At 68.3% G+C, this 11,946-nt stretch carries 13 protein-coding genes; 4 read left to right on the top strand and 9 right to left on the bottom strand.

Annotated elements, in window-relative coordinates; translation table 11 throughout:
• Positions 1 to 8: 8 nt before the first annotated feature.
• A complete protein-coding gene (locus tag DACI_RS15790; RefSeq protein ID WP_012204985.1) occupies positions 9 to 1,319 on the top strand; it encodes an NtaA/DmoA family FMN-dependent monooxygenase in 1,311 nt (436 codons plus the stop codon).
• A gap of 27 nt (positions 1,320 to 1,346) precedes the next feature.
• Here the strand turns inward: DACI_RS15790 and DACI_RS15785 are convergent, their stop codons facing one another.
• The 9 genes from DACI_RS15785 to DACI_RS15745 form a co-directional block, all read right to left on the bottom strand.
• Positions 1,347 to 2,042, bottom strand: a complete 696-nt coding sequence (locus DACI_RS15785) for a response regulator (protein WP_012204984.1) — start codon at positions 2,040 to 2,042, stop codon at positions 1,347 to 1,349.
• Positions 2,039 to 3,688, bottom strand: coding sequence for an ATP-binding protein (locus DACI_RS15780; protein ID WP_012204983.1), 1,650 nt, complete (start codon positions 3,686 to 3,688; stop codon positions 2,039 to 2,041). Before DACI_RS15780 ends, DACI_RS15785 begins: the two co-directional genes overlap by 4 nt.
• Before the next feature lie 12 nt (positions 3,689 to 3,700).
• Positions 3,701 to 4,633: a dioxygenase family protein gene (locus DACI_RS15775; RefSeq protein WP_012204982.1), complete on the bottom strand. Its 933-nt coding sequence runs from the start codon at positions 4,631 to 4,633 to the stop codon at positions 3,701 to 3,703.
• An 83-nt stretch (positions 4,634 to 4,716) separates the two neighbouring features.
• Complete coding sequence (locus tag DACI_RS15770) at positions 4,717 to 5,016, bottom strand: hypothetical protein (protein ID WP_016448111.1); 300 nt, start codon at positions 5,014 to 5,016, stop codon at positions 4,717 to 4,719.
• A gap of 228 nt (positions 5,017 to 5,244) precedes the next feature.
• On the bottom strand, positions 5,245 to 5,655 hold the full coding sequence (locus DACI_RS15765) for a hypothetical protein (RefSeq protein ID WP_012204980.1): 411 nt from the start codon (positions 5,653 to 5,655) through the stop codon (positions 5,245 to 5,247).
• Positions 5,652 to 5,939 (bottom strand): hypothetical protein, encoded by a 288-nt coding sequence (locus DACI_RS15760; RefSeq protein ID WP_043781642.1) that lies wholly within the window; start codon positions 5,937 to 5,939, stop codon positions 5,652 to 5,654. Before DACI_RS15760 ends, DACI_RS15765 begins: the two co-directional genes overlap by 4 nt.
• A 226-nt stretch (positions 5,940 to 6,165) precedes the next feature.
• Positions 6,166 to 7,149, bottom strand: a complete 984-nt coding sequence (locus DACI_RS15755; protein WP_012204978.1) for a tripartite tricarboxylate transporter substrate binding protein — start codon at positions 7,147 to 7,149, stop codon at positions 6,166 to 6,168.
• Positions 7,150 to 7,226: 77 nt separating this feature from the next.
• On the bottom strand, positions 7,227 to 8,372 hold the full coding sequence (locus tag DACI_RS15750) for a CaiB/BaiF CoA transferase family protein (protein ID WP_331254659.1): 1,146 nt from the start codon (positions 8,370 to 8,372) through the stop codon (positions 7,227 to 7,229).
• 29 nt (positions 8,373 to 8,401) lie between these two features.
• Positions 8,402 to 9,355, bottom strand: a complete 954-nt coding sequence (locus DACI_RS15745; RefSeq protein ID WP_012204976.1) for a hydroxymethylglutaryl-CoA lyase — start codon at positions 9,353 to 9,355, stop codon at positions 8,402 to 8,404.
• Positions 9,356 to 9,469: 114 nt separating this feature from the next.
• On the opposite strand from DACI_RS15745, the gene DACI_RS15740 reads away from it, so the two are divergent.
• From DACI_RS15740 to DACI_RS15730, 3 genes are all read left to right on the top strand, one after another.
• A complete protein-coding gene (locus DACI_RS15740; RefSeq protein ID WP_012204975.1) occupies positions 9,470 to 10,393 on the top strand; it encodes a LysR family transcriptional regulator in 924 nt (307 codons plus the stop codon).
• 69 nt (positions 10,394 to 10,462) lie between these two features.
• Positions 10,463 to 11,116, top strand: coding sequence for a cytochrome b/b6 domain-containing protein (locus DACI_RS15735; RefSeq protein WP_012204974.1), 654 nt, complete (start codon positions 10,463 to 10,465; stop codon positions 11,114 to 11,116).
• Positions 11,113 to 11,904 (top strand): molybdopterin-dependent oxidoreductase, encoded by a 792-nt coding sequence (locus tag DACI_RS15730; RefSeq protein WP_012204973.1) that lies wholly within the window; start codon positions 11,113 to 11,115, stop codon positions 11,902 to 11,904. The genes DACI_RS15735 and DACI_RS15730 overlap by 4 nt, the downstream gene beginning before the upstream one ends.
• Positions 11,905 to 11,946 lie beyond the last annotated feature (42 nt).

Raw genomic sequence — 11,946 nt, 5'->3', positions numbered from 1 at the left:
CAGCAGACATGACAACCCGCAAACCCCTGCACATCGGCCTTTCGCTGGCCCCCACCTGGCTGAGCGGCGACGCCTGGCGGCAGCCCGGCAGCAATATCGAAGGGCTGTACTCCAGCGACTTCGCCCTGGACCTGGCCCGGCGCGCCGAAGCCGCGCACCTGGACTTCGTCTTCCGCCCCGACGTGAGCTTTCTGCCCATGGAGGCGCTGGAGACGGGCGCGGGCTTCGCCAGCCTGGACCCCACGGTGCTGATGGCCGCGCTGGCGCGCGAGACCTCGCGCATCGGCCTGGTGTCCACGGTATCGACCACGTTTTTCCCGCCCTATGCGGTGGCGCGCCAGCTGCAATCGCTGCACTGGATCAGCAACGGCCGCGCCGGATGGAACATCGTCACGGCCCTGCAGGGCCACGAGAACTTCGGGCTGCAGGCCATGCCCGATGCCGATGAACGCTATGCGCGGGCCGCAGAGTTCACCGACGTGGTGCGCCGGCTGTGGGCCAGCTTCCCCAACGAGGCCTTGAAGATCGACCGGGACAGCGGCCGCTACGCCGATGCCTCGCTGGTCCACCCCATAGACCACGAGGGACCGCACCTGAAGGTGCGCGGCCCGCTGAACCTGCCGGAGTTCGGCGGCCCGCGCATTCCGCTGGTGCAGGCGGGCGCGTCCAGCACCGGGCGCGACTTTGCCGCATCGGTGGCAGACATTGTTTTCGCCCCCACGCCGGACCTGGACGCGGCGCTGGAGCTGCGCCGGGACCTGTCTCGGCGCGCCCAGCGCCATGGCCGCCAGGCGCGGGATGTGCGCCTGCTGCCCGGCCTGAGCCTGTACCTGGCCGACACCCGCGAGCAGGCCCGGGAGATGTTCCAGCAGACGCACGGCCGGGTGGACAGGGGCCGCAAGCTGGCATCGATCAAGGCCATGGTCGGCCTGGACCTGACGGACTGGCCCGCAGACCGGCCGATCACCGCAGCCGACCTTCCGCCGCCCGTGGCAACCCCGTCCAGCCGCACGCATGCGGGCCTGCTCAGGCGCCTGATGGAGCGCGAGTCATTGCGCATCGACGAGCTGCTGCAGCGGCCGGAAATCCTCTCCGCCGCGCACTGGCAGGTGGTCGGCACGGTGGACGATGCCGTGGCGCAGATCACCCAGTGGAGCGCCGCTGGCGCCATCGACGGCTTTCTGGCCGCGCCCGGCGGCTCCGTCGAGTCCCTGCATTGCGTGCTGGAGCAGCTGGTGCCGCGCCTGGTGGAGGCCGGCCTGTTCCGCTCCCGCTACACGGGCACCACGTTCATGGAGCACCTCGACGAGTCGAGGTAGGGGCTGCGCCCTGCCCTCGCCGGGCCTTCACTGCGCCCGCGTGTCGGAACCGCCATCGGGCTCGAACGCAAAGCCCACGCCATAGACGGAGCGAATCCACTCATGGCGGTCGTCCGCCGCCTTGAGTTTCTTGCGCAGGTTCTTGATGTGGCTGTCGATGGCGCGCTCGTTCACGTCCAGTGTGTCGGCGCAGGCCAGCTCCAGCAGCTGCGCGCGGGAGTACAGGCGGCCGGGCTGGCGCATCAGGGCCTGCAGCAAGGTCAGCTCCCGCTTGGTCAGTGGCAGCACGCTGCCGTTGAGCATGGCGCGGCCCTGCTCGGGCAGCAGCGTCAGGCGTTGCTGGGCAGGGCCGGGGCCGGCACTGCGGCGCAGCACGGCCTTGACGCGGGCCACGACTTCGCGCGGTGCGAAGGGTTTGCAGATGTAGTCGTCCGCGCCCAGCTCCAGGCCCAGCAGGCGGTCCATTTCCTCGACACGCGCGGTGAGCAGGATGACGGGGCTGGCGCTGTGGGGGCGGAACTGGCGCAGGATGTCCAGGCCGTCCAGCCCCGGCAGCATGATGTCCAGCACGGTGAGGTCGGGCGGGGAGCGCAGCATGCGGTCCAGCGCCTCGCGCCCGTGGCGGATGTGCTCGACTTCGTAGCCGGCATGGCGCAGGTAGTCGATGACGATGGCGGCCATGTCGGTCTCGTCTTCGACCAGGAGGATGCGGGCAGGCTTCATGGCGCGGGATTTTCCAGCAAGGGCAGCCACAGCGTGATGCGCAGGCCGCCCAGCGGCGAGGCAGCGGCCTCGATGCTGCCGCCATGGGCCTGGACGATGGTGCGGCAGATGGCCAGCCCCAGGCCGGAGCCGCCCAGGCCGTCGCCATCGCGCACGCGGGAGGCGTCCACGCGATAGAGGCGGTCGAACAGGCGCGGCAGGTGCGGGCTGGCCACGCCGGGAGCCGTGTCGTCCCAGCGCAGTTGCAGCATGCTGCGGTCCTGCATCTGGACGATTTCGGCGGACACCTGCAGCCGCCCGCCCGCAGCCGTGTAGCGCAGGCTGTTTTCCAGCAGGTTGGCAAACACCTGGTGCAGCCGGTGCGGGTCGCCCTGCACCAGCGGCGGCGGAACGCGCGCAGCCAGCTGGTCCACGGTGGAGCGGTCCAGGCCGATGCCGACCTGCTCGAAGCCCGGCCGTGCGCCGTCCAGCGCCTCGCCCAGCAGGGTCAGCACATGCACGGGCACATGGCCCGAGCCGTGCAGGGCCTGCGGGTCGTCCAGGCTCACGCGCAGGTCGCTGACCAGCCGTATCAGCCGCATGATCTGCCGGTGCAGGCGCAGCGCCATGCGGTCGTCCATGGGCAGCACGCCGTCCTGCACGGCCTCGACCTCGGCGCGCATGGTGGACAGGGGCGTGCGCAGCTCATGCGCCACGTCGGCCAGCCAGCGCTGGCGCGAGGCCTCCATGGTGGCCAGCTGCACGGCCATGTCGTTGAAGGTTTCCGCAAGGCGGGCCAGCTCCGCATCGCCCTTGATGGCCACGCGCGTATCCAGCCGCCCGGCCGCAATGCCGCGCAGGCCGTCGACGAAGGCGGTCAGCGGCTCCAGCCAGCGCCGCGTGAGCCAGGCCGACAGCAGCAGCGCCAGCAGCAGGCCGGCCAGCCCGGTCCAGGCCACAAAACCCATCTGCTGCGCGAGGAAGGCGCGGTCCAGGTCGCGCTGCATGCCCTGCCCTGTCTGCACGGGGGACAGCACGATCTCGCCAATGGCCTGCCCGTTGGCGGCGCGCAGAACGCGGTGCGCCACACCGGGCTGCGGCGTCATGCCGGAGATGAGCTGGCCCTGGGCATCCAGCAGGCCCACGCGCGCCCACGGGCCGCCGAACGGGCGGTCTGGCGGCGGGCCTGGGCGGTCTGGGCGGTCTGTACGGTCGGAGCGATCTGAGCGATCTGAGCGATCGGCACGCTCTCCGCCTTCCGGCCCAGGTGGCGGTGGAAACCCCGGGCCCGGCCCCGGACCGTGGCTTCCCTCAAAACCAGGCCTCGGCTCCGGCATGGGCATGGGCATGGGCATGGGGGGCCGTGGCCCGGGCTCGCCCGCAGGAAAGCCCCGGCCCATGCCTGCGCCCGGTCGCACCATGTCGCGCCAGAAACCGGGGTTGGCGCGCGCCGCATCCCAGCCGCCGTTTTGCTCATGGTGCTGGACCAGCCGCTCGGCCAGCCCGTCCATGCCGGTCAGCTCCACCTCGGCCATGTACGGGCCCAGGCCCCGCTGCAGGCCCAGGCGGGAGAAACCGAGAAACACCAGCAGCAGGGCCACCAGCAGCACGGCCAGGGCGAAGAAGGCCTTGTGCTGCAGCTTCAGGCGCGGGAGGCGGAGGCTCATTCAGTTGCTGCGTCAGACGGCAATGCCGATGGATATCGTGGCGGTGTGGCCATTGGTGGTGTCTCCGGTGAAGGTGGGCGTCTGCCAGGCGATCTGCTCGCTGGTGTTGTCGCCGAAGACATTGTCCGATGTCACGCTGACCCGCGACAGGTTGGAGACGCTGGCGCTGTAGCCGCTGACACCGGCATAGACGGCGCTGGCCACGTCCTTGGGCATGGCCATCTGCGAGGTCAGCAGCTTGTTGGTGTAGCTGCCGGCCGTGTTGAGGCTGCGGAACACCTCGAAGTGCATGTGCGGCCAGCGCCCGTCATAGCAGCCCGGGAAGATGGTCACAAAGGTGCATTCGCCATTGCTGTCCGTCGCCTGCACGCCGCGCAGGAAGTTCTGGTTGAGCAGGTCGGTGGAGTACAGCGAATACTCGCCCTCGCGGGTGCAATGCCACAGGTAGATGGCATAGCCTTCCAGCGGGCTGCAGTTGGTGCTGACGTTGACCAGGGTGATCTTGAGCGTCAGCGGCAGGCCCGCAGCCATGCCGCTCATGCCGCCAAAGCTGCTGCGCAGGTCGCTGCGCACCACGCCGCTTTGCGACAGCACGTTGACCAGGCTGCCGCGCGAGCCGTTGGAGCCGTCGGCGGGGTAAGGGCCCTCGGTTTCCGTGGGATCGACCATGCAGGTGCCGGTCGTGGTTCCAGCCCCCGTGCCCGTACCTGTGCCCGTACCCGTGTCGGTGCCCGTTCCTGTCCCGGTTCCGGTGCCCGTGCCAGTTCCTGTCGAATCACTGGAATCACCACCGCCGCCACAGGCGGACAGAAGCGCTGCAGCGCCGCCAGAGGCCATCAGGCCCAGAATGCGGCGGCGCTCGAACAGGCGGCGCGCCATGACTTGCAGATCGTGCTGAAGGCCCAGGTCGTGGGCAAGATCATGGGCATCGTGAGAGTGGTTCATGGGGGTGGCTTTTTCATGAGGGCCTGTGCGCAGGCCCGTGGGGTTGCAGACAGCCCGGCGGCGTGGCCCGCCGGGCCACGCGATCACTGCTGCGGATGGGGCGGCGGCCCGCCTGCGCCGGGCCCGCCGGCCGGCATGGCCACCAGCTGCCCGTTCAGGCTGCGGCAGGTGCCGGCCAGCGTCTTGCCATCGGGCATGGTCAGCGTCACGCTGTCGCCCTCGGCCTTGCCCTGGCAGGCCGTATAGGCCTCGGGCGGCGGCGACGGCGGATTGCCGTGCCCCCCGTGGCCCTGCGCATGGCTGCAGGCCGCCGCGAAGGCAGCCACAGCCAGCACCAGGGCCGGGCGAATGCGTGAAGCGTTGGTTTGCGAGAAATCAATCATGGTCTTTTCCTGGAGTTGCCAAGGAATTCTTGCGACCAATCTGGGGGGAAATTGGGAGAAGTGGACGCGGGTTCTGCAACATCGTCCGATGGCTGCACCCGGCTTACATTGCCTGCGGACAAAGGCGTACGTGAACTCCTTGCCGTTGTCCACCATCAGCTTGTTGATCCCCATCGGGCAAGGCACCTGCGACACAGGGCAAGCCTGGAGGCCGTGGCAGAACCCTGCTTATTTGGACACTGCCTGATAAGCGGCCTGCACCGCGCGCACAAGGGAAGGATGCAGGACTCCCAACTTGGGCGTCTGTCCATGGGGAGCTGCAGGCGGCACTGCAAACCACTCTGCCGTATACGGCAGATCCAGGGCCTGCTTGAGATTGAATTTCGTGTCATAGCTCAACCCGGCAGCCGTATAGGCCACGGGATTGCGCTCGCGCAGGATGGCGAACTCGCCCTGGTACAGCGTGGTAGTGCGCTGGCTGGTGCCGTAGGCGACTCGTACCGTGAACTGCGGAGCATCGTCATCGAAGACCACCAGGATCAGCGCGGGCCGAGGCTTGGGCCCGGGACTGATGTCTTCCGGGAAATAGCACCAGACGATGTCGCCCGCCGTGGGCTCATCCCACCATGGCGCGGTCACAGCGCCTCCAAGTCGAACAAGCTCGACTTCACCGAGCGTTGCTCTCCTTGCGGCACTTTTTTCTTGATTTGCCTGACCTGGGCTGCCGTCAAGGGGCCGTCATCCGCCTCGTACTGCGGCAGCATTCGTACGGCAAGCTCATGCAGCGCACGGTGTATCGCCTGCGTTTCATCAACACCAAGATGCTCGGCCAGGCGCTTGGCGGTTTCTCGCGTGACGCCGGTGGCGCTGTCCACTGCGCGGTAGCGGAAGGCAATCTGGTTGGCGTTTGTGCGGGTCGGCATATTCAACTCCTTTGGATATATCAAAGATATCCACCCGGCCAGTCCATGTCAACGATGCCCATGAATCGACCATGCCTCGGGCATGTTGGCAAAGCGGTACGACCCGGACCTTCTCACGCCCACCTGAAGACTGCCTGCGCGGCCATGGGGCCTTGCGCGCAAGGCAGCAGTGCGTTCAGAAACTACGCCCGCAGGATACAGCCGGCCAAATCAGGGCCATCCGGACTTACTCCAACACGACATTGGCCTTCTTGACCAGGCGCGCAAAGCGTTCCTGCTCGGAGCGCAGGAACTGGGCTGCCGCCTCGGGGCTGTTGAGCACGGTGTATTCGTCGCGCCGAGCAAAGCCGGCCTTGACCTCGGGGTCGGCAAAGGCGGTGGCGATGCCGTCGTGCAGGCGGCGCACCTGGGCGGGCGGCATGCCCTTGGGGCCTATGGCGGCCACCCAGCCGGCGATGTCCACGCCGGGAAAGCCCTGCTCTGCCACGGTGGGCACATCGGGCAGCGATGCCACGCGCTCGCGGCCCATGATGCCGATGGCACGCAGCGCGCCGGATTTGAGGTGCGCCTGCGCCGTGCCCACGGCGATCACGCCGAAGTCCACCTGCCCGCTGAGCAGGTCCACCACCATCTGGCCCACGCCCTTGTAGGGAATGTGGCGTGCCGTGGTGCCGGCCGCGTCCAGAAAGACTTCGGCCGCGAGGTGGAAGATGGTGCCGTTGCCGGACGAGGCGTAGTTGAGGTCGCCGGGCCGCGCCTTCATGAGCGCCTGCAGTTCGCGCGCATTGCGCGCCGCCACCTTGGGGTGGACGACCAGCACGAAGGGAGAGCCGCCGACGATGGACAGCGGCGTGATGTCGGCCAGGCTGTCGTAGGGCAGCTTCTTGAAGACGCTGGGGTTGACGGCGTGGTTGTTGGAGATGAAGGCGATGGTGTTGCCATCGGCCGGCGCCTTGACCAGCATCTGCGTTCCCGTGATGCCGCCCGCGCCCGGCAGGTTCTCCATGACCACGGGCTGGCCGCCCAGCGAGCGCACCAGCGCGGTCTGGGCCGAGCGCACGATGGTGTCGGCGCCCGAGCCTGCCCCCACGGGCAGGATGACGCGCAGCGGCGTGCCATTTTGGGCGCGCACGCCCAGGGCAGCGGCCCCCAGCGATGCGCCGGCCAGGGCCAGCAGGGTGCGGCGGCGGAAGGGATGGGACGAGTGCATGGGGTTGTCTCCTTTTTGTGTTGTCTCATGCGCGCCGGGGTGGTTTTTCTGCTGCCTTCGGCGCCCGGGGTTGGCTGTCAGGTCCGTGATGCAAGGGCTCCGAGGATTTCTTCGGTGTGCTCGCCAATCCCGGCCAGCGGCATGCGCACGCCGGGACGGTGGCCGTTCATGAGCAGGGGCAGCAGCACCACGTCGGTCTGGCCGCCGTCTTCGGTCTGCATGGAAGCCAGGCCGCCGCTTTGGCGCAGGTGCGGGTCGTCCACCAGTTGCTCAGGCCGAGTGATGGGCGCGTAGGGAATGCCTGCGGCCTCCAGCTGCGGCGCGAGCCGGGCCGATTCATGGCTGGCCAGGATGGCGCCCAGCTCGGCCAGCAGTTGGGGGCGCACGGCCACGCGGGCGGCGTTGTCGGCGTATTCGGGGCGCTGCAGCAGGTCGGCGCAGTCCAGCACGCGGCACAGGGTGGCGAACTGCTTGTCGCTGACGGCGCCGATGAACAGCTGCTCGCCACCGGCCAGGGTGAACACGTCGTAGACGCTCCAGGCCGATACGCGCGAGGGCATGGGCGGCGGTGCCTCGCCCGTCATCAGGTACTGCTGCATGTGCTGGGAGGACAGGAAGACGCAGTTCTCGAACAGCGCGCTTTGCACCTCCTGGCCGCGCCCGGTGCGCTCACGCTCGCGCAGGGCGGCGAGCACGCCGATGGCGCCGAACATGCCGCCCATGATGTCGTTGACGCTGGTGCCCGCGCGCAGCGGCCGGCCCACGGGGCCGGTCATGTACGACAGGCCGCCCATCATCTGCACCACCTCGTCCAGCGCCAGGCGCTTCTCGTAGGGGCCGGGCAGAAAGCCCTTGTGGCTGACGTAGATGAGACCGGGCGCGCGCTGCGACAGCGTGGCGTGGTCCAGGCCCAGGGACTGCATGAGGCCGGGGCGGAAGTTCTCCAGCACCACGTCGCTGCCAGCGGCCAGTTCGGCAGCGGTGGCGCGGCCCGCTTCGGTGGTGATGTCCAGCACCACGCTTTTCTTGTTGCGGTTGAAGCTGCGGAAAAAGCCGATGCCCAGGCCAGGCAGCGTGCGCGTTTTGTCTCCGCCCGGTGGCTCGACCTTGATGACTTCGGCGCCCAGGTCGGCCAGGATCATGCCGCAGGTGGGGCCCATGACCATGTGGGTGAATTCGATGACGCGGATGCCGGACAGCGGCAGCAGGGGGTCGGTGGCCATACAGGTGTGCTCGTGGGAAGGTAAGGGGTTCATGCAGCGGCGGGGGCTGCGTCGGCGGTGACGCTGCGCGGCAGGCCCGCGCGCCACAGCGCGCCGTGCAGGCTTTCGCCGTCCAGCCAGGCGGCCACCTTGGCGCGCAGGCGCAGCAGGGCCTCGATGTCCAGGCCCGTGCCGATGTCCATGGTGTCCAGCATGAAGGCCAGGTCTTCGGTGGAGGCATTGCCGCTGGCGCCGGGCGCATGGGGGCAGCCGCCGATGCCGGCCAGCGTGGTGTCAAAGCGCGTGACGCCGGTTTGCAGTGCGGCATGCACATTGGCCAGCGCCAGGCCGCGCGTGTCGTGGAAGTGGCCGCACCAAAAGCGTTCGCCCGCAATGCGCCTCGCCTGCTCGAACAGCGATTGCACCTGGCCCGGCCCGCCATGGCCCACGGTGTCGGCCATGCTGACGCGGTCGGCCCCCGCGTCCAGCAGGGCCTGCATGCAGCGCAGTACCTCGGCCGGCTCCACCCGGCCCTGCAGCGTGCAGCCGAAGGCCGTGCCAATGCCGCCTTCGATCAGCATCTTCGAACCTGCGGCATCGCGTGCGGCACGCATGCGGGCCACCTCGGCCACGACCTCATCGGGCGTCTTGCGCAGGTTGGCCAGGCTGTGGGCATGGCTGGCCGACAGGGGCACCAGCATCAGGTCGGCCCCGCTGGCAAGGGCACCTTCGGCACCGCGCAGATTGGGCACCAGCACGGAGACGAACAGGCCCGGCAGCGTTCGGGCATAGGCCACCAGCTCGGCCGTGTCGGCCAGCTGGGGCAGCAGGCGCGCAGGGACGAAGGAGCCGACTTCGATCTCGCGCTGGCCGGCAGCGTAGGCATCGCGTATCCATTCCTTCTTGCGCTCGGTGGACAGCACGGTCTGGATGCTTTGCAGGCCATCGCGCAGGCCGACCTCGCGGATGACGGCGGACTGCAGGGCACGGATGGGTTCTGGCATGGGAAGGTTCGCGTGGGGTGGTTTGTCTTGAATGGCACTTTAGACATTCCCACCAGCGTGCAGAAGCGATAATTTTTCGCCTCAGAGTTTCCCAAATAGAAATCCATAACCGCCATGAAAGACCTGGACCTGACCACCCTGCGGCTCTTTGTCGCCGCCTGCGACCTGGGCAATATCGCCCGCGCGGGCGAGCAGCAGCACATCGGCTCATCGGCCATCAGCAAGCGCATGGCGCTGCTGGAAGAGCAGGTGCAGGCCCCGCTGCTGGAGCGCCACCGCCGGGGCGTGGTGCCCACAGCAGCCGGGCTGATGCTGCTGGAGCATGCACGCGCCATGCTGGCCAGCGCCGACCGCGCGGCCCGCGACATGGCGGCCTACCAGCATGGCGTGAAGGGCCAGGTGCGGATACTGGCCTCGGTGTCGTCGATTGCCGAGTCCCTGCCCGATGACATCGCGGCCTTTCTGCAAAAGCCCGAGCACGCGCAGATCCGCGTGGACATCGAGGAGCTGACCAGCAGCGAAATCATCCGATCCATCCGCGAAGGCCTGGCCCTGGTGGGCGTGTGCTGGAACGCGGCCGATCTGGAGGGCCTGCAGACCCTGCCCTACCGCTGCGACACCCTGGCCGTGGCCGTGCCGGCCGGCCACCCGCTGGCCTTGCGCGACAGCTGCAGCTTCAGCGAAACGCTGGATTGCGAGCATGTGGGCCTGCCCGCCTCCACGGCCGTCTACACCATGCTGGCGCGGGCGGCGGCCATCATCGGCCGGCCCATCAATTACCGCGCCGTGGTCAGCTCCTTCGACGCCACGATCCGCTGCGTGCGCGCCGGCCTGGGCGTGGCCATCATGCCCAGGGAGATCCTGGGCATGGCGGGCTCCGGTCAGGGCGGGCAAGGTGTGCAAGGCGTGAACATGGTGCCGCTCACCGATGCCTGGGCGCGGCGCCAGTTCGCCATCTGCTTCAGGGACGGCAGCCGGCTATCGCCTGCGGCGCGCACGCTGGTGGACTATCTGGCCGGGTGCGCCCAGGCGGGCTGAGCCGGCCTTGGGAGTTATCACGATTAATTGAAGTTTGCGTGATACATCCGCTACAGGGTCCCTCCAACAATGGGACCCATGAACACCGCCCTCATCACCCCCCAACCGGCACAGCCCCAGGATGGTCAGCGCATCCACCCGCTGTGGCTGCGCCTCACGCATTGGCTCAATGCGCTGGCCGTGGTCATCCTGGTGACCAGCGGCTGGCGCATCTACAACGCGGCGCCGTTCTTTGATTTCAGCTTTCCGGGCTCGATCACGCTGGGCGGCTGGCTGGGCGGGGCGCTGCAATGGCACTTCGCGGCCATGTGGCTGCTGGTGTTCAACGGACTGCTGTACCTGCTGCTCAACATCGCCAGCGGCCGGTGGCTGCGCAAGTTCTTTCCCGTCAGCGTGCAGGGCGTGCGCCAGGACCTGGTGGCCGCCCTCAAGGGCCGGCTCTCGCACGCCGACCCGGCCCGCTACAACCATGTGCAAAAGCTGGCCTACCTGTTCGTGGTGCTGGACCTGGTGGTGATCGTGCTGTCGGGCCTGGTGCTGTGGAAGTCGGTGCAGTTCCCGCTGCTGCGCGAGTTGCTGGGCGGCTATGAGTCCGCAAGGCGCGTGCACTTCTTCGGCATGTCCGCGCTGGTGGCCTTCGTGGTCGTGCACCTGGCAATGGTCGCCCTGGTGCCCCGGACCTTCCTGACCATGATCCACGGCCGTGCGCCCAAGTCACCATGAAAATCTTCAAAGTCCCTTCCCTGCCCGGCGTCGATGGCGAGGCCGTGGTGCGCGAGGCACGCTCGCTGATCGTCCGCAAGCTGGACCAGCCCGCACGCCGCGCCTTCTTGCAGCGCTCGCTGACGCTGGGCGGCCTGTCCCTGCTCACGGGCTGCAGCATCAGCGATGACAGCCACGTCGAGGCCGCGCTCAGCCAGGTATCGCGCTTCAACGACCGCATGCAGGGCCTGCTCTTCAGCCCCACGCGGCTGGCGCCCACCTATTCCGCAGCCGAGATCACGCGCCCCTTCCCCTTCAATGCCTACTACGGCGAGGACGAGGTGCGCGAGGTGGACGGGGCCAGCTGGCGCCTGGAGGTGACCGGCATGGTCGCCGACCGCCATGCCTGGACCCTGGCCGAGCTGCGCGCCATGCCGCAGGACGAACAGATCACGCGCCATATCTGCGTGGAAGGCTGGAGCGCCATAGGCCGCTGGGGCGGCGTGCGCTTTGCCGATTTCCTGCGCCACATAGGCGCCGACACCAGTGCCAAGTACGTCGGCTTCAAGTGCGTTGACGACTACTTCACCAGCATCGACATGGCCACGGCCCTGCATCCGCAGACGCTGATGGCATTGACTTACGACGGGCAGCCCCTGCCGCCCAAATATGGCTTTCCGATGAAGCTGCGCATGCCCACCAAGCTGGGCTACAAGAACCCGAAGCACATCCAGGCCATGTTCGTCACCAACACCTACTCCGGCGGCTACTGGGAAGACCAGGGCTACAACTGGTTCGGAGGCAGCTGAGCGGCCTTCCAAGCCGCTGGGCCGCCAACGAAGGTGCGAGGC

The organism is Delftia acidovorans SPH-1 (assembly GCF_000018665.1).
GTDB classification, from domain to species: Bacteria; Pseudomonadota; Gammaproteobacteria; order Burkholderiales; family Burkholderiaceae_C; genus Comamonas; species Comamonas acidovorans.
This window is presented reverse-complemented; position numbering and strand designations above follow the sequence as displayed.